The sequence below is a fragment of the Peteryoungia rhizophila genome, from assembly GCF_004912145.1.
GTDB classification, from domain to species: domain Bacteria; phylum Pseudomonadota; class Alphaproteobacteria; order Rhizobiales; family Rhizobiaceae; genus Allorhizobium; species Allorhizobium rhizophilum.
Genome location: NZ_STGT01000008.1, coordinates 85,674 through 102,100, shown reverse-complemented (window position 1 = coordinate 102,100; position 16,427 = coordinate 85,674). Strand labels below are relative to the sequence as shown.

Here is a 16,427-nt window from a genome sequence, read left to right as displayed (position 1 = left end):
GGGCAACGAAAAACGAGGGGCGGACGAATGCGCAATTTTGAGAAGCCGACGCGCTCGGTGGCAGTTTCGGCGAGGGCCATGGCTGCGACTTCACACCCTTGCGCGACACTGACGGCGATCAACATTCTGCAGGCGGGCGGAAACGCGATGGACGCGGCCATCGCCGCCTGTGCCGTCCAATGCGTGGTCGAGCCCGGATCCACAGGCATCGGCGGTGACTGTTTCGCCCTCTATGCACCGAGCGGCAAGGCTGAGGTCATCGCCTACAACGGCTCCGGCCGCACACCAAAGGCTCTGACGATCGATTGGTTCGAAGAGCGTGGTTTGACCGAAGTGCCGCGTCAGTCACCCTCCGCCGTCACCATTCCCGGCGCCATCGACGCATGGACACGTCTGCATGCCGATCACGGCCGCCTTCCGTTCGCCGACGTTCTAGCACCCGCCATTCGCTATGCCGAGCAAGGTTACGCCATCACACCCCGCGTCCATCGCGACTGGCAAAAGGAGGAGGAATTCCTGGCAACCGACAAGGCTGCCGCAGAGATCTTCCTGCCCAACGGACGCGCACCGCGGATCGGCGAGATCCACCGCCAGCCAAAACTGGCTGCGACCTTGCGCCGGATCGCAGTCGAGGGACGCGACGGCTTTTACAAAGGCGCCGTGGCAGCGGACATGGTCGCGCATCTGAAAGCCCATGGCGGCCTGCACACACTGGAGGATTTCGCCGTAGCCAAGGGCGAATACGTGACGCCGGTGACAACCAGCTTCCGTGGACACACGATCCACGAATGCCCACCGAATGGCCAGGGTATCATTGCCCTTCTCATCCTCAACATCCTCGCCTGTTTCGACAACAAGCTGGCACCGCAGTCGCCCGATCGACTGCATCTCGAGATCGAAGCGACACGCCTCGCCTATGCGGCACGAGACGCCTGGATTGCCGATCCCGCCAAGGCGCACGTGCCGATCGACGAACTGCTGTCGGAAGACTTCGCCCGCGACTTGGCGGCCCGGATCGATCTGGCGCGCGCCCTAACAGAGCTTCCGGATTTCGAGATGCCGCTTCATCGCGACACCGTCTACATCTCGATTGTCGATGAAGACCGTAATGCCGTGAGCTTCATCAATTCGATCTTCGACAGCTTCGGGACCGGTCTCGTGGCGCCGGAATCCGGAGTCATCCTGCACAATCGCGGCCAGAGCTTCTCACTCGAGCGCGGTCATCCGAACATGATCGCGCCGGAAAAACGTCCGCTCCACACGATCATCCCGGGTATGGTCACGCGTGACGGCCGAACTGAAATGTCCTTCGGCGTCATGGGCGGATATTACCAGGCCATGGGACACGCCCATCTGATCTCGAAGGTCGTCGACTACGACATGGACATGCAGGACGCGATCGACCTGCCACGCCTCATCCCTGTGGGCGGCAAGGTCCCGCGAGTGGAAGCCGAGCACACCATGCCGGCGGAGACGGTGGCCGAACTCACCCGCCGTGGCTTCGAGATCGTGCCGGCAGACGATCCGATAGGCGGCGCGCAGGTCATCCGCATCGACTGGGAAAACGGTACCCTCACCGGCGCCTCTGAATCCCGCAAGGATGGCATTGCACTGGGCTTCTAGGCTCTGAACGAGGTGCGGCAGAAATGTCGCCGACAGGAATGCCGGCGACGCCTCAATTCCCCCAGACCACGGCCTCTTCATGCCGTTTGATCAGGTGCTTCAGGCTGTCGAAACCGGACTGTACAAAGGTGGAGAACTGCTCGACTGCCGGTGAACGCGGCGCGTCCACCCGGCGAAGTATGGCGAGGGCTCGCTCTGGATGGGGGATATTGATCGGCAAAGCCGTGATCGTCTTCTCCTTGCGTTGGGAAAAGACGACGCTGTGCGGCATAACTGTCAGCGCATCTGCTCCCTTGAGATAGTTGACCACGCTGGCAAGCGAGCCACCCGAATATCGAATCCGGATCTCCGTTGCGCCAAAAGAGAGCAGCAAGGCCCTGAGGTCGGCGAGCAGCGGGCTGCCCGGCGGCGGCGCAACCCACGGAAAATCGAGGAGTTGCGAAGGCTGAAGCCGCCGCTTCAGGAGCAGCGGATGCGTGACGCGGCAGGCAATCACATTGCGTCCCGGCAGGATCTGCTGGAAGGCGAGGCCCGAGCCTTCGTCGAGAATATCGATCGGGCAGATGGCGAGGTCGATCTGGTCCGCCTTGAGGGCCGCCCGCAGGTCCGGGAAGTAGCCATAGGACTGGTCGATCCGAACATCCGGATGCGTAGCCTGGAACTCCGCGCACATGGTCGAGATCAGTGAATCCATGAAAAACGGACTGCCCCCGATCCGCACCACTCCGCTCTTTCCGACCCGAAAACTCTCCATCAGGTCAGAGGCCTTCCGCGAGGCGGCGAGCATCGCAAGCCCATGTTCAGCAAGCGCAATTCCAAGCGGCGTCGGTTGCAGCGGGCGCCGCCCCTTGATGAAGAGCGGCTCGCCGATGCGCTTCTCCAGCATCGACAGCGTGCGCGAAACGGCGGGCTGTGCGAGCCCCAAAAGGGCCGCCCCCTCGGTCACGCCACCCGTTTTCACGACGGCGGCGAGCTGAATGAGATGTCGCTCGTCGAACTTCATAACGGATTGTTATATTGAGCCCGAAACAAATCATCAATCATGCATTCCAGCCCTGCTAGCTTCTTCCCGACCAGCAATGCGGATTTGGGAGGAGATGCATGTCGCGGGCCGCCGAACTCATCACCTTCAACGAAGCGACATCTGCCGAAGCGTTTGCGAGCCGTTTTGGCGCAACGGATGATGCAACCGCACGGCTGCTTTCTGCCGCAGTCGGCCATGTTCATGAGCTCATCAAGGAATTCCGCCCCACGCCGGAGCAATGGCGCAAGGTGCTCGATTTCCTGACCGAGGTCGGCCATGCCTCGGATGAACGGCGCCAGGAATGGGTGCTGTTCTCCGATCTCGTCGGCGCCTCAGCCCTGGTCGAAGAGATCAATTCGCGCCGCCCCGCCGGCGCCACGCCCAACACCATCAGGGGACCGTTCTTCAGGGCCGATACGCCGCAGCGTGCCCTTGGCAGTTCTATTTCGCTCGATGATGCAGGCGAGCCACTCTTGGTCGAAGGGCATATTGAAGACCTCGACGGGCTTCCGGTGACGACGGCCGAAATCATCACCTGGCAGGCAAACGCCGAAGGTTACTACGAGAACCAGCAGCCGGACCTCCAGCCCGAATTCAATCTGAGAGGCCTGTTTCGCGCCGATCAGGACGGAAAATTCCAGTATCACACGGTCCGGCCCGCTGGCTATAGCGTTCCCGGCGACGGGCCGGTGGGACGCCTGTTCGCTCAGGCAGGCTATCCACTGCACCGCCCCGCCCATCTGCATTTCGTCGTGCGCGCACCGGGTTTCGAAACCATCACCACCCACATTTATGATGCAGATGACCCAAGGCTCGGCGAAGACGCCCTGTTCGGCGTACGCCCGGAACTGGTTCAACCGTTCGACCGAGCCATGATCGACGGCAAGCCAACATCGTGCGTCAGCGTCAGGTTCGTCATGGTCCGCGCGCGGCAAGGGAGGAGCAAATGAAGAGCTTCACCTATACTGGCAGTCCGGCCCGCATTGTCTTTGGCTCAGGCCGCAGTAACGACGTCGCATCGTCCGTCGAGGCGCTGGGGTGCAAGCAGGCGCTCGTTCTCGCAACGCCCCATCAGAAATCGGATGCCGAGGCCTTGTCAGAACGGCTCGGTGCCTTATCCGTCGGCGTATTCTCAGGCGCCGTAATGCACACACCGGTCGAGGTCACGGAAACCGCCCTGAAGGTCGTTGCGGAGACTGGCGCCGATTGCGTCGTCTCGCTGGGGGGCGGCTCGACCACCGGGCTTGGCAAGGCGATCGCCTATCGCACCGATCTGCCGCAGGTGGTCATTCCCACCACCTATGCCGGCTCCGAAGTCACCCCGATCCTCGGCCAGACTGAAGGCGGTCGCAAGACGACCGTGCGGAACGCAAGCATCCTGCCGGAAGTCGTCATCTACGATCCGGATCTCACCCTTGGTCTTCCGGTCGGCATGAGCGTCACCAGCGGTCTCAACGCGATGGCCCATGCGGTCGAGGGACTCTACGCCCAGGATCGCAACCCTGTCTCGACGCTGATGGCCCTCGATGGCCTGCGCGCCTTCAGGGATAGCCTTCCGGTTCTGGTGAAGAGCCCTGAAGACACCGATGCGCGGGCACAAGCGCTCTATGGCGCATGGCTCTGCGGCACGGTGCTCGGCACCGTCGGCATGGCGCTGCATCACAAGATCTGCCACACGCTGGGCGGCTCCTTCGATACGCCGCATGCCGAAACCCATGCGGTCATGTTGCCACACACGGCGGCCTTCAACGCTGAGGCTGCCAAAACAGAACTCGCGGCCGCAGCCGAACTCTTCGGTGGTCCGATAGGCGGCGGTCTCTGGGACTTTGCCAAGTCGATCGGCGCGCCGCTGTCGCTCAAGGATTTCGGGCTGAGTGAAGCCGATCTCGATCGCGCTGCCGATATCGCTGTCGAAACCCCCTACTGGAACCCGCGCCCGATCGACAGCTCGTCGATCCGCACACTTCTGCAAAATGCCTGGGAGGGCGTAAGGCCCGACTGACCGAGACGACATCTCGCGCTTGGCGCACTCTTTGGGAGGAGAGACGATGATGGGAGGAAACATGTTTACGAGACGCAAATTCCTGCAAACGACGGCAGCCGGCGGCGCCGTGCTGGCAACCTCGGGCCTTGCGGCGCCGGCGATTGCGCAAACGGCAGCTGTAAAGCTCGGCTATGTCAGCCCTCAGACAGGCCCGCTCGCGGGCTTCGGTGAGGCCGACAAATTCGTCATCGACAGCTTCCTCGCAACAACGAAGAAGATGGGCCTGAACTACGAGGTCATCGTCAAGGACAGCCAGTCCAATCCGAACCGTGCGGCCGAAGTCGCCAAGGAACTGATCGTCGACGACGAGATCAACCTGATGCTCGTCTCCTCGACGCCGGAAACGACCAATCCGGTTTCCACCACCTGCGAAGCCGAGCAGATCCCCTGCCTGTCAACGGTCGCCCCCTGGCAGCCCTGGTTCATCGGCCAGCAGGGCAATCCCGGCGATCCCGCGAGCTGGAAGCCATTCAACTATGCCTACCACTTCTTCTGGGGCCTCGAAGACATCATTGCCGTCTTCACCGGCATGTGGGGCCAGATCGAGACCAACAAGAAGGTGGGCGGCCTCTTCCCGAACGACGGCGACGGCAATGCCTGGGGCGACAAGGTCGTCGGCTTCCCGCCAGTCCTCGAAAAGCTCGGCTATGACCTCACTGACACCGGCCGCTATCAGAACCTGACGGACGATTTTTCCGCCCAGATCAACGCCTTCAAACAGGCCGAGACGGAGATCCTCACCGGCGTGATGATCCCGCCTGACCTCACCACCTTCTGGAACCAGGCCAAGCAGCAGGGCCTGAAGCCGAAGATCGCCTCGATCGGCAAGGCGCTGCTCTTCCCGCAGACTGTGGAAGCGCTGGGCGATGCAGGTCACAACCTCTCGACCGAGGTCTGGTGGACACCATCCCACCCGTTCAAGTCGTCGCTGACAGGCGAGACCGCGGCCGATGTGGCCGCCGCCTTCACCACAGCCACCGGCCGCCCGTGGACACAGCCGATCGGCTTTGCCCATGCGCTCTTCGAGCTCGCGGTCGACGTGATGAAGCGCGCGGAAGACGTGACGGACGGCGATGCCGTGGCCAAGGCCATCGGCGAAACCAAGCTCGACACGCTGGTCGGCCCGATTGCCTGGAACAACGCAAACCTGCCGCCCTTCGCCCAGAAAAACGTTGCCAAGACCCCGCTCGTCGGTGGCCAGTGGCGCCTGAAATCCGGCGGCGGCTACGACCTCGTCGTCGTCGAGAACGGCCAGGCAACGAACATCCCGCTTGGCGGCAAGATGGAAGCGCTGAGCTGAATCCTGTGAACCCATGGCAGCGGCGTCCCGATCGCTCCGGGCCGCCGCCAGCCTGACGGAGGAGTATCCATGCCGATCCTGGAATTGAATGGCGTGTCGAAATCCTTCGGGGCCCTCGTGGTCGCCGAGGATATCGGCTTTTCCGTCGAGGCAGGCGAAGCTTTGGGCGTCATCGGACCGAACGGCGCCGGCAAGTCGACACTGTTCAACCTGATCACCGGCAACCTCTCCGTCGCCAAGGGCACGATCCGCTTTGATGGCCGTGACGTGACCAATATCCCGCCGATGCAGCGCTGTTTCGCCGGCATGGGCCGCACCTTCCAGATCCCGCAGCCATTCGAGCGGCTGACGGTCTATGAAAACCTGCTTGTTGCCGGCGCTTTTGGCAGCGAAAGCAGCGAAGTCGAGGTCGCTGAGTTCTGCGCCGAAATCCTCGTCGAGACCGGCCTGATCGACAAGGCGAACCGCCCGGCCGGCAGCCTTTCGCTTTTGGAGCGCAAGCGCCTGGAACTCGCCCGGGCTCTTGCCACCAAGCCCAAGCTTCTCCTGCTCGACGAGATCGCCGGCGGGCTGACCGAGGGCGAATGCCGGCAACTGGTCGCGACGATCAAGCGCGTCCACCAGCGCGGCATGGCGATCATCTGGATCGAACATGTTCTGCATGCGCTGAATGCCGTCGCGGAAAAGATCCTGGTCCTGAATTTCGGGCGAATGATCGGCCATGGCGATCCGCAGACCATCATGAATTCGCGCGAAGTGCGCGAGATCTATCTCGGCATGGAGGTCTGAACCATGAGCCTCATCGAAACCAAGAACCTCACTGCCTTCTACGGCGACTTCCAGGCTCTGTTCGGCGTCAACATCGTCCTCAACCCCGGCGAGACGATTGCCGTCATCGGGGCAAATGGGGCAGGAAAATCGACGCTGATGCGCTCGATATCAGGCGTGCTACGCAATGAGCCAGCGGCCGTCCTGCATCGTGGCCAGCCGATCGGCGCGCTCGCCGCACCCGATGTCATGGCACGCGGCATCGCGCTGGTTCCCGAAGGGCGCCGGCTATTCCCGTCGCTCACGGTCGAAGAAAACCTGCTCGTCGGTCGTCATGGGCGAAAGGTCGATGGACCCTGGTCGCTCGAAACGGTCTATGAACTCTTCCCCATCCTGAAGGAGCGGCGCCGCAATCCCTCAACGGCACTTTCAGGCGGCCAGCAGCAGATGGTCGCGATCGGCCGGGCACTCATGTCCAATCCGGAAGTGCTGCTCTGCGACGAACTCAGCCTCGGCCTCGCCCCTGTCGTCATCAAGGACATCTACGCCGCCTTCCCGCGCATCCGGGAAACGGGGGCCGCAATCGTCATCGTCGAGCAGGACATCGCCCAGGCGTTGAAGGTCGCAGACCGCGTCTATTGCATGATGGAAGGCCGGGTCACGCTCGAAGGGCGCCCCGCAGAACTCGACCGCGCCGACATCCACGCGGCCTATTTCGGAGCGGAAACCCATGAACTGGCTTGATACCATTCTCCAGGGCATTCTGCTCGGCGGGCTCTACGCCCTCTTCGCGGCGGGCCTGTCGCTCGTCTTCGGCATCATGCGGCTGGTCAATCTCGCCCACGGCGACCTGATCGTTTTTTCGGCCTTTCTCATCCTGATGCTCGTCTCGACACTGGGGCTCAACCCCTTCGTCGCCGCCGTGATTGCCGGACCCCTGATGTTCGTCGTCGGCTATCTCCTGCAGTATCATCTGCTCAACCGGACCCTGGGCAAGGATATCCTGCCGCCGCTGCTCGTCACCTTCGGCCTGTCGATCGTCATCCAGAACGGCCTGCTCGAAGCCTTTACCGCCGACAGCCAGCGCATTCCCGCAGGCGCGCTGGAACAGGCATCGGTCTCGCTCGGCGGCATCAATGCCGGCGTCATGCCGCTCCTGACCTTCGCCTCCGCGATCCTGGTCATCGTCGGTCTCAATCAGCTGATCTACAAGACAGCCCTCGGACGCGCATTCCGCGCAACCTCAGACGACGTGGTGACGGCAGGCCTGATGGGCATCCGCCCGAACCAGATCTTCGCCATCGCAACGGGCCTTGCCATGGTGATCGTCACGATCGCCGCTCTCTATCTCGGCACTCGCGCCAATTTCGATCCGACTGCAGGGCCGGCGCGCCTGATCTACGCCTTCGAAGCGGTCATCATCGGTGGCCTCGGCTCGCTCTGGGGCACGCTTGCCGGCGGCATTATTCTGGGTGTTGCACAAACGCTCGGAGCCGCCATCAACCCGGAATGGCAGATCCTCTCGGGCCATATCGCTTTCCTGCTCGTCCTGCTGTTCCGTCCGCGGGGCCTCTTCCCCCGCGCTGTCGATTGAGGTGACGATGAACGCCAACAGAGAAGTCCTGTCGAACGTGATGCGCCCTCGCCCCTCCTGGCGCGTGGAAACCCGCACCCGCCTCTCCGCGCTGTTCTCGCTCGCTGCGATCCTCTTCGTCCTGCTTCTGGCAGCCGCCCCCTTCGTCGTCTCACGCGGCGTGGTACAGGACCTGTTCTTCATCCTGACCATGCTTGCGCTCGCCCAGAGCTGGAACCTGCTGGCCGGTTATGCCGGGCTCATCTCCGTCGGCCAGCAACTCTTCGTCGGCTGCGGCGCCTATGCACTCTTCGGCTTCGTCATCCTTCTCGGTGTCGATCCGATCCTGGCCATCCCGCTTGCCGGCCTCTTCGCCGTGTTGGTCTCGATACCAACCGCCTTCCTCGCCTTCCGCCTCTATGGTCCCTATTTCGCCATCGGCACCTGGGTCATCGCCGAGGTCGGTCGCTTGCTCTTTGCCCAGTGGAAGGCGCTCGGCGGCGGCACCGGCACCTCATTGCCACGCGACACGACGCGCGAAATGTTCGGCGTCTCGTTCCTCGAAGATTGGTTCGGCATGCGAACCGCAGCAGCTGCTGACGCCATCGCCTTCTGGCTGGCGCTGATCGTCCTCGTGCTGACCATCTGGTTCGTCTACCGCCTGCTGCGTTCCAAGCAAGGCCTTGGCCTTGCCGCCGTGCGCGACAATGAGACCGCCGCCCGGGCACTCGGTGTGGACGCCCAGAAGCTGAAGCTGGTGATCTATCTCTCCACCGCCTTCATCACCGGCGTCGTCGGCGCACTCATCTATCTGCAGAAGGCCCGCATCTCACCCGATGCCGCCTTCTCGCTCACCGACTGGACGGCCTATGTCATCTTCATCGTGGTGATCGGCGGCATCGGCACAATCGAGGGCCCGATCCTCGGCGTGATCATCTTCTTCCTGATGCAGAATGCGCTCTCGAGCTACGGGTCCTGGTACCTGCTGCTGCTTGGCGCACTCGCCATCGTCACCATGCTTTTTGCGCCGCGCGGGATCTGGGGCCTGATCACCGACCGCACCGGCATCGAACTCTTTCCGGTCCGCCGCACCTTGAGGGGTGGATCGCTTGAACAAACGACAAAGGGAGGGCCAAATGGCTGACATCACAACCGACGTCCTGATTATCGGCACCGGGCCGGCCGGCTCGGCAACGGCCGCGCTGCTCGCGAGCTACGGCCTTGAGCCGCTGGTGATCAACCGCTATCGCTGGCTGGCGACCACGCCGCGTGCCCACATCACCAACCAGCGCACGATGGAGGTTCTGCGCGATCTCGGCCGCGACGTCGAGGACGAAGCCTACATGTACGCGACCGAGCAGGACCTGATGGGCCAGAACGTCTTCTGCACGGCCGTCGCCGGCGAAGAAATCGGCCGCATGCAGAGCTGGGGCAACCATCCGCTGTCGCGCGCCGAACATCTCCTGTCTTCGCCCGGCCGGATGAATGACCTGCCGCAAACCTATATGGAGCCGCTGCTCTTCAAGACCGCCTGCTCGCGCGGTGCGCAGTCACGAATGTCGACGGAGTATCTGAGCCACGTGCAGGATGCCGACGGTGTGACGACCACCTGCTGCGACCGGCTGACCGGCAAGGAGATCACCATCCGCTCGAAGTTCCTGGTCGGCGCCGACGGCGGCAACTCCAAGGTTGCCGAACATGCCGGCCTCACCTTCGAAGGCAAGATGGGCGTCGCCGGTTCGATGAACATCCTCTTCGAATGCGACCTCTCCCGCTATGTCGCCCACCGCCCCTCGGTGCTCTACTGGGTGCTGCAGCCGGGAGCCGACGTCGGCGGCATCGGCATGGGTCTGGTCCGCATGGTCCGCCCGTGGAACGAATGGCTTGTAGTTTGGGGTTACGACATCAATCAGCCGGCACCGGCGGTCGACGATGCCTTCGCCACCAAGGTGGTGCGCGATCTCGTCGGTGTTCAGGACCTGCAGCCGAAGATCAAGTCGGTCTCCACCTGGACCGTCAACAACATGTACGCGACCACGATGTCGAACGGCCGGGTCTTCTGCATGGGTGACGCCACCCACCGCCATCCGCCGTCGAACGGGTTGGGATCCAACACCTCGATTCAGGATGCCTTCAACCTCGCCTGGAAGCTTGCTGCCGTTATCAGAGGCCAGGCCGGCATGGGCCTGCTCGACAGCTACCAGGCCGAGCGCGCGCCGGTCGCCAAGCAGATCGTCACCCGCGCCAACAAGTCGATCGAGGAATTCGGTCCGATCTTCAAGGCCCTCGGCCTGCTCGATTCCGTCGATCCGGTGAAGATGCAGGAAAACATGGATGCCCGCTGCGACGACACTGCCGATGCGGAAACTCAGCGTGAGGCGATCCGCCAGGCGATCGCGCATAAGGTCTACGAATTCGACGCGCATGGTGTCGAGATGAACCAGCGCTACAAGTCCGGCGCTGTCGTGACCGACGGGCAGCCTGAACCGGCCTTCGAAAAGGATGCCGAACTGCATCACCAGCCGACCAGCTGGCCCGGCGCCCGGCTGCCGCATGTCTGGCTCTTCGGCCCGGAAGGTGAAAAGGTTTCGAGCCTCGACCTCACAGGCCATGGCGTCTTCACCGTTCTGACAGGCATCGGCGGCGATGGCTGGGTGTCTGCTGCAAAGTCACTGTCGAAGGAATTCGGCCTGCCGATCACGGTGCACAAGATCGGCCCGCGCCAGACCTGGCAGGATTTTTCCGGCGATTGGGCTCGTGCTCGCGAGATCCGCGATTCCGGTGCGCTATTGGTTCGCCCGGACCATCACGTTGCCTGGCGTGCGGAAGCAGCGGTCTCTGACCCCGAAGGAGAGCTGCGGCGCGTCCTGAAAACCATTTTGGACCGGTGAGGAACGATCATGGAAGCGCATGAAAAGGGCTACTTCACTGAGGAGACCTCCGTCGAGGTCGTCACCGGCCGCAACGCCAATGCCAAGGACGAGCGTCTCAAGCAGGTGATGGAAGTCATCACCCGCAAGCTGCACGAGGCGGTCAAGGAACTGGAGCCGACCCAGGGCGAATGGATGGAGGCAATCCTCTTCCTGACCCGCACCGGCCAGATGTGCAACGAATGGCGCCAGGAGTTCATCCTGCTGTCAGACGTGCTGGGTGTATCGATGCTGGTCGATGCCGTCAACAACCGCAAACCCTCGGGCGCCTCGGAAAGCACGGTGCTCGGCCCATTCCATGTGGCGGACGCCCCCGAACTGCCGATGGGGGCCAATATCTGCCTCGATGCCAAGGGCGAGGACATGGTGATCGAGGGCCGCATCCTCGACACCGAGGGCAAGCCGATCGCCAATGCCGTGATCGACGTTTGGCAGGCCAATGACGAGGGCTTCTACGACGTCCAGCAAAAGGGCATCCAGCCCGACTTCAACCTGCGCGGCGTCTTCCGCACCGGGCCGGACGGGCAGTACTGGTTCCGGGCGGTAAAACCGAAATTCTATCCCATCCCCGACAACGGCCCGGTCGGCCAGTTGCTCGGCCAACTCGGCCGTCACCCCTATCGCCCGGCGCATCTGCACTACATCATCAAGGCCGAGGGTTTTGAGACACTCGTCACGCATATCTTCGATCCGGATGATCCCTACATCCACTCGGACGCGGTCTTCGGCGTGAAGGAAAGCCTGCTCGCAGAGTTCGTCCGCCAGAAGGATGCGGCCCGTGCAACCGACTATGAGTTTACCGAGGAGTTCTGGGAGGTGAAGCACGACTTCGTGCTGGTTCGGACGGACTGATGTCCGTCGTCATGCTCGGGCTTGTCCAACTGCTGTCCGAAACAGGGATGCCGGATGAGGGCGCGAACCGCGCCCTCTTTCTGCCCTTAGGCCAGTGCTTCCATCGTCCCTGCGACCGGAATATTCGGCGCTGTCTTGTTGTCGACGATGACCAGATCGAAGGTGCCGTCGTCCTTGCGACGCCATTGACCGCCGACCAGCGGTGTCTTCGTGACGTTCTTTGCGGCAAACGGCGGCACACCTTGCCCGTTCCATTCGACGCGGCCGACGATCGTGTCGACCTTCGAGGCCGCAATCGCGCCGGCCACGGCTTCGGCATCTGTCACGTCCTCCACCCGGCCCATGACATCGGTTGCCATCTCGAACAGCGAATGGATGAAGCCGATCGGCTGCGTCCAGGGACGGCCGGTCTTGGCCGTGAAGTCCGCCGCGAGCTCGGCGGCACTCTGTCCCGTCACGGATGACTTGAAGGGATGCTGCGCCGACCACCAGACTTCTGACGACAGATTATGACCGGCGGCCCCCAGCGTTTCCACCGATTGCGGGAAGAGGATGGCCTTGGCCACCGTCAGCGCCTTCGGATTGAAGCCCTGCTGCTTGGCCTGGTTCCAGAAGGTGGTGAAGTCGGGCGGAATGACGACACCGGTGATGATATCGCACTGCCCGTCCTTGAAGGCGTTCACCTGGGCGGTAAAATCGTCGGTGAGGTTCTGGTAACGGCCCGGATCGAGCAAATCGAAGCCCGCCTGCGCCAGGCCCGGTTTCAGCCCCACATTGGGATCGCCCCAGGCATTGCCGTCGGCATCATTGGGGAAGAGCCCACCAACCTTCTTGTTGGTGTCGAGCTGGTTCCACATATTGGTGAAGACGGCGATCACGTCTTCCAGACCCCAGAAGTAATGGTAAGCGAATTCGAACGGTTTCCAGCTCGTCGGATCGCCCGGATTGCCCTGCTGTCCGATGAACCAGGGCTGCCATGGCGCCTTGGTGGAGATGCAGGGAATGCCCTCCGCCTCGCAGGTGGTGGCCACCGGATTGGTGTTTTCAGGCGTCGAGGCGACCAGCATCAGGTTGATCTCGTCCGACAGGATAAGTTCCTTCGCCACGTCCGCCGCACGGTTCGGGTTCGACTGGCTGTCCTTGACGATAATCTCGAAGTTCTTGCCCACCTCGGTCGCGAGGAAGGAGGCGATGTTATAGGCGTCGCTCTCGCCGAAGCTCGCGAGCGGTCCCGTCTGCGGGCTCACATAGCCGAGCTTGATCTTGGCCCCTTGTGCGATCGCTGGTGCAGCGAGGCCTCCGAAGCCGTAGGCGAGTCCTGTTGCGGCCCCCGCCTTCAGCAGTTTTCTGCGCGTGATCATGCTGTCCTCCTCCCTGTTGTGTCTGCAAAATTACGCCGCGACGCGGCGAAACGGTCGGCTTCCCTCCGCAAGATCACGAAGCATGGCCTCCAGCGCCGCAACCTCCATCTCGGACGCCTGATGCGTGCGCCCAGGAAAGAGTTCACACCTGAGCCTTGCCCGCGCCCTCCCAAGCGCCTCTGAGGCCTCCGCGAAGGCCGAGACCGGGATCCACGGGTCCTGGTCCGAACCGGTGAGATAGACGGGCATTCCGTCGAGGTCCTCGGCCGGGCGATGGTCTGCGGTCAGGCCGACACGGCATCCCGTGAGATTGACCATCGCCCCGTTCCACGGGCCGAAACTCATAGCATATTCAAGCGACAGGCAGGCGCCCTGGCTGAAACCGCCGATGAGAAGCGGCTTCTCCCTGCCGCCCGCCTGTCGCAGGGCCCCCACGAGCCCGTTGATGTAATCGAGTGACCTATGGAGTTCCTCGCGTGTCGGATCGGTGAGCGCATCCGTTGCGCGCGCCGCGTACCAGGAATTGCCGGTGGCGCGCGGCAGGCAGTATGATACGCCGCGCACCGAGAGCTGGCTGATGACCTGCTCCATCATGTCCTCGGGCGATTGGGTGCGCCCGTGGACAAAAATGCAGAGGACGTCAGCCTCCGCCGGTGCAACGCCTGCGGTCAGAGGCTCCCCATGAATGGCCATGATCGCCCCCCGCTTAGAAGTTTGCGGGTTCGAGGCCGGCGATCAACTCCTCGCGGCGATCCTCGAACCAGGGCGGGAAGACCAGCGTGGTGCCAATGGCGTCAGCTGGCTCGTCCAGTGCCCATCCACCTTCGACCGACCAGGCGATCTCGAAGAGCGCGCCACCGGGAGACCGCACATAGCAGGACTTGAAGTAGTTCCGGTCCTTCTGGTCGGAGACGTCTGTGAAACCGAGGCCCTCGATATGGGCCTTCAGCTTCAGCTGGTTCTCTTCATTGCCGGTATTGAGCGCCAGGTGATGGATCGTGCCACCGGAGAGCGTCCAGGTGCCCTGCGGCCCCGTCGGCTGGTGCAGAACCTCGACCATACTCGACGGGCCACCGTTGTTCGGCACCGAGAACATCAGGCCCTCATCGCTGTCGGCTTCCTTCGTCATGCCCATCGCCACTGTCAGGAAGTCGTCCATGGAGGTGCGATCGAAAACCGCGACGGCCGCGCCGTAAATGCCACGGATGCCATGTGCCGGGCCGACGCCGTTGGCATCGCTCGTGATCGGCGGGCGGGTATCGGCCGGGCTTTCGACCAGTTCGTGGTCAATGCCGCAGGGATGGGCGAGGGCAACACGCGTGATGCCGAAGCGGCTCGTCTTTCTGGCTGGAATACCGCGCTCGTTCAGCCGGTCGACCCAGAAGTCGGCAGATCCGACCGGGATGGCAAGCTGGATGATCTTGGACTGATTGGTACCGCGCTTGCCGTAAATCCCCGGCTTCTTGAAAGGGAAGGTCGTGACGATGGTCGAAGCGTCACCGTTCTTGCCACCGTAGTACAGATGATAGACCGGGATCACGCCATCGAACAGCACGGTACGCTTGATCGAGTGCAGGCCAAGTGTCTTTGTGTAAAAATCATAGTCCTCCTGCGCACCGTCGGTGCTCAGCGTGAGGTGATGATAACCCGAGATGAACGACATACTATTTCTCCTCCATAGTCTGCGCGTGCAGGCACGGAGCCGACCTGAAACGCACGGGCCCTCCTGCGGCAGCGCCTGCCACACCCGTTCTCCTCGCGTCGGATCGGATCCTCCCAATGATCAGACTATATCGGCGCGCGGGCCGTCTGTTGATAAAATTGCTTATGTTCCGTATAGCAGATTGCTATGAAGATCGATGAACGTCACCTCGTTCAGCTCGCGGCCGTCGCCGAAACTGGAGGCGTCACGGAAGGGGCTGCCCTGCTTGGCATGACCCAACCGGCGGTGTCACGCACCTTGTCCATGCTGGAGCGACGCGTGGGTGAGCCGCTCTTCATCCCGGGCAAGAGGCCGCTGCAGCTGACACCGCTCGGCCAACAGCTCGCGATCCAGGGCCGCGCGATCCTCGGCGCATCGCGCAAGGCCGTCGAGATTATCAGAAGCTTCCAATCCGGCACGGCCGGCCGTATCAAGGTCGGCGGCGTTCCCTTCTTCATGGATGCCGTGATCTCCCAGATGATCGCTTCTTTCCAGGGTCAGGAACGCGACATCATGGTCGAGCAGTCCTATGGCAACCTGCCGGATCTGTTGAGCGAGCTCGACTCCAGCCAGATCGACATGGCAATCACGCCGATCGGCAGCACCGACCTGAAGACTGATTTCGAGTTCCGGCCGATCCTGCCCGGACGCAATGTGCTCACCTGCGCCGTCGGCCATCCACTTTTGCGCAAGCGGCGCCTCAGCATCGACGACATACTGACCTATCCCTGGGTCGCCCCCCTGCCGGGCTCACCGCTCGTGCTCGACCTGCACAATATCCTGATCACGCTCGGCATCAGCGAGTTGCAGGTTCGCTACTCGGGTGGCTCGCTTCTGTCTGTCGTCAATTACATCGCCTCGACCGATGCCTTGGCCATCCTGCCGCATTCGGTGGTCTTTTCCTTCAAGGGCGAGAACAAGATCTCGATCGTCCCCGTCGACATCCCCCAACCCGAACGAACGCTCGGCATCATCACCAAGCGCAAGACCTATCCCAACCCCGCCTGCCGCAAGTTCCAGGACCATATCGTCAGGGAATTCACCGACCTCAAAAAGGTCATCGAACGCCACGAAAGATCGATCGTCTGGGGCCAAGGCCCCTTCCTGGCCGAGCGAGATCGGGCGAGCGATGATTGATCGCCAATCGCGATTGATGAGCCTCGTGGAAGCCAGTTCACGCACGTCCCTACCACCACGCCGGCCAAAAGGATTAGCCCGGACACAGATAGACAACTCAATCTCTGTTCGAG

The 16,427-nt window shown here is 62.5% G+C and carries 15 protein-coding genes; 11 read left to right on the top strand and 4 right to left on the bottom strand.

The window, feature by feature from the left end:
• The first annotated feature begins 27 nt into the window (after window positions 1–27).
• Entirely contained in the window at window positions 28–1,623 is a 1,596-nt protein-coding gene (gene ggt / locus E9677_RS23885; protein ID WP_136560566.1) for a gamma-glutamyltransferase, read from the top strand.
• Between the two features lie 52 nt (window positions 1,624–1,675).
• On the opposite strand, the gene E9677_RS23880 is transcribed toward ggt, so the two are convergent.
• The gene (locus E9677_RS23880; RefSeq protein ID WP_136560565.1) at window positions 1,676–2,626 is read right to left on the bottom strand and encodes a LysR family transcriptional regulator; all 951 of its coding nucleotides are present in this window, start codon (window positions 2,624–2,626) and stop codon (window positions 1,676–1,678) included.
• A gap of 98 nt (window positions 2,627–2,724) precedes the next feature.
• Here E9677_RS23880 and E9677_RS23875 point away from each other — a divergent pair, with 98 nt between their 5' ends.
• The 9 genes from E9677_RS23875 to E9677_RS23835 all read left to right on the top strand — a co-directional run bounded on the left by E9677_RS23875 (window position 2,725) and on the right by E9677_RS23835 (window position 12,114).
• Complete coding sequence (locus tag E9677_RS23875; RefSeq protein WP_136560564.1) at window positions 2,725–3,597, top strand: dioxygenase family protein; 873 nt, start codon at window positions 2,725–2,727, stop codon at window positions 3,595–3,597.
• Window positions 3,594–4,649: a maleylacetate reductase gene (locus E9677_RS23870; protein WP_136560563.1), complete on the top strand. Its 1,056-nt coding sequence runs from the start codon at window positions 3,594–3,596 to the stop codon at window positions 4,647–4,649. Before E9677_RS23875 ends, E9677_RS23870 begins: the two co-directional genes overlap by 4 nt.
• 61 nt (window positions 4,650–4,710) lie before the next feature.
• Window positions 4,711–5,991: an ABC transporter substrate-binding protein gene (locus E9677_RS23865; protein ID WP_136560562.1), complete on the top strand. Its 1,281-nt coding sequence runs from the start codon at window positions 4,711–4,713 to the stop codon at window positions 5,989–5,991.
• Window positions 5,992–6,060: 69 nt separating this feature from the next.
• Window positions 6,061–6,780 (top strand): ABC transporter ATP-binding protein, encoded by a 720-nt coding sequence (locus E9677_RS23860; protein ID WP_136560561.1) that lies wholly within the window; start codon window positions 6,061–6,063, stop codon window positions 6,778–6,780.
• 3 nt (window positions 6,781–6,783) lie between these two features.
• Window positions 6,784–7,503 (top strand): ABC transporter ATP-binding protein, encoded by a 720-nt coding sequence (locus E9677_RS23855; protein ID WP_136560560.1) that lies wholly within the window; start codon window positions 6,784–6,786, stop codon window positions 7,501–7,503.
• Complete coding sequence (locus tag E9677_RS23850) at window positions 7,490–8,353, top strand: branched-chain amino acid ABC transporter permease (RefSeq protein WP_136560559.1); 864 nt, start codon at window positions 7,490–7,492, stop codon at window positions 8,351–8,353. The genes E9677_RS23855 and E9677_RS23850 overlap by 14 nt, the downstream gene beginning before the upstream one ends.
• 7 nt (window positions 8,354–8,360) lie before the next feature.
• The gene (locus tag E9677_RS23845; RefSeq protein ID WP_235883089.1) at window positions 8,361–9,476 is read left to right on the top strand and encodes a branched-chain amino acid ABC transporter permease; all 1,116 of its coding nucleotides are present in this window, start codon (window positions 8,361–8,363) and stop codon (window positions 9,474–9,476) included.
• Window positions 9,469–11,223: an FAD-dependent oxidoreductase gene (locus tag E9677_RS23840; protein ID WP_136560558.1), complete on the top strand. Its 1,755-nt coding sequence runs from the start codon at window positions 9,469–9,471 to the stop codon at window positions 11,221–11,223. Before E9677_RS23845 ends, E9677_RS23840 begins: the two co-directional genes overlap by 8 nt.
• Window positions 11,224–11,232: 9 nt before the next feature.
• Window positions 11,233–12,114 (top strand): intradiol ring-cleavage dioxygenase, encoded by an 882-nt coding sequence (locus E9677_RS23835; RefSeq protein ID WP_136560557.1) that lies wholly within the window; start codon window positions 11,233–11,235, stop codon window positions 12,112–12,114.
• 86 nt (window positions 12,115–12,200) lie between these two features.
• Here the strand turns inward: E9677_RS23835 and E9677_RS23830 are convergent, their stop codons facing one another.
• The 3 genes from E9677_RS23830 to E9677_RS23820 are packed head-to-tail and all read right to left on the bottom strand — an operon-like array spanning window position 12,201 to window position 15,138.
• On the bottom strand, window positions 12,201–13,475 hold the full coding sequence (locus E9677_RS23830; protein ID WP_136560556.1) for an ABC transporter substrate-binding protein: 1,275 nt from the start codon (window positions 13,473–13,475) through the stop codon (window positions 12,201–12,203).
• A gap of 30 nt (window positions 13,476–13,505) precedes the next feature.
• The gene (locus E9677_RS23825) at window positions 13,506–14,168 is read right to left on the bottom strand and encodes an alpha/beta hydrolase (RefSeq protein ID WP_136560555.1); all 663 of its coding nucleotides are present in this window, start codon (window positions 14,166–14,168) and stop codon (window positions 13,506–13,508) included.
• A gap of 13 nt (window positions 14,169–14,181) precedes the next feature.
• Complete coding sequence (locus tag E9677_RS23820) at window positions 14,182–15,138, bottom strand: VOC family protein (RefSeq protein WP_136560554.1); 957 nt, start codon at window positions 15,136–15,138, stop codon at window positions 14,182–14,184.
• A gap of 186 nt (window positions 15,139–15,324) precedes the next feature.
• On the opposite strand from E9677_RS23820, the gene E9677_RS23815 reads away from it, so the two are divergent.
• Window positions 15,325–16,314 (top strand): LysR family transcriptional regulator, encoded by a 990-nt coding sequence (locus tag E9677_RS23815; RefSeq protein WP_136560553.1) that lies wholly within the window; start codon window positions 15,325–15,327, stop codon window positions 16,312–16,314.
• Window positions 16,315–16,427: the final 113 nt, after the last annotated feature.

What these genes read in the sequence shown, in the direction of transcription:
- ggt (WP_136560566.1), top strand. Translation starts at nt 28, where the DNA reads ATGCGCAATTTTGAGAAGCCGACGCGCTCGGTGGCAGTTTCGGCGAGG.
- E9677_RS23880 (WP_136560565.1), bottom strand. Translation starts at nt 2,626, where the DNA reads ATGAAGTTCGACGAGCGACATCTCATTCAGCTCGCCGCCGTCGTGAAA.
- E9677_RS23875 (WP_136560564.1), top strand. Translation starts at nt 2,725, where the DNA reads ATGTCGCGGGCCGCCGAACTCATCACCTTCAACGAAGCGACATCTGCC.
- E9677_RS23870 (WP_136560563.1), top strand. Translation starts at nt 3,594, where the DNA reads ATGAAGAGCTTCACCTATACTGGCAGTCCGGCCCGCATTGTCTTTGGC.
- E9677_RS23865 (WP_136560562.1), top strand. Translation starts at nt 4,711, where the DNA reads ATGTTTACGAGACGCAAATTCCTGCAAACGACGGCAGCCGGCGGCGCC.
- E9677_RS23860 (WP_136560561.1), top strand. Translation starts at nt 6,061, where the DNA reads ATGCCGATCCTGGAATTGAATGGCGTGTCGAAATCCTTCGGGGCCCTC.
- E9677_RS23855 (WP_136560560.1), top strand. Translation starts at nt 6,784, where the DNA reads ATGAGCCTCATCGAAACCAAGAACCTCACTGCCTTCTACGGCGACTTC.
- E9677_RS23850 (WP_136560559.1), top strand. Translation starts at nt 7,490, where the DNA reads ATGAACTGGCTTGATACCATTCTCCAGGGCATTCTGCTCGGCGGGCTC.
- E9677_RS23845 (WP_235883089.1), top strand. Translation starts at nt 8,361, where the DNA reads ATGAACGCCAACAGAGAAGTCCTGTCGAACGTGATGCGCCCTCGCCCC.
- E9677_RS23840 (WP_136560558.1), top strand. Translation starts at nt 9,469, where the DNA reads ATGGCTGACATCACAACCGACGTCCTGATTATCGGCACCGGGCCGGCC.
- E9677_RS23835 (WP_136560557.1), top strand. Translation starts at nt 11,233, where the DNA reads ATGGAAGCGCATGAAAAGGGCTACTTCACTGAGGAGACCTCCGTCGAG.
- E9677_RS23830 (WP_136560556.1), bottom strand. Translation starts at nt 13,475, where the DNA reads ATGATCACGCGCAGAAAACTGCTGAAGGCGGGGGCCGCAACAGGACTC.
- E9677_RS23825 (WP_136560555.1), bottom strand. Translation starts at nt 14,168, where the DNA reads ATGGCCATTCATGGGGAGCCTCTGACCGCAGGCGTTGCACCGGCGGAG.
- E9677_RS23820 (WP_136560554.1), bottom strand. Translation starts at nt 15,138, where the DNA reads ATGTCGTTCATCTCGGGTTATCATCACCTCACGCTGAGCACCGACGGT.
- E9677_RS23815 (WP_136560553.1), top strand. Translation starts at nt 15,325, where the DNA reads ATGAAGATCGATGAACGTCACCTCGTTCAGCTCGCGGCCGTCGCCGAA.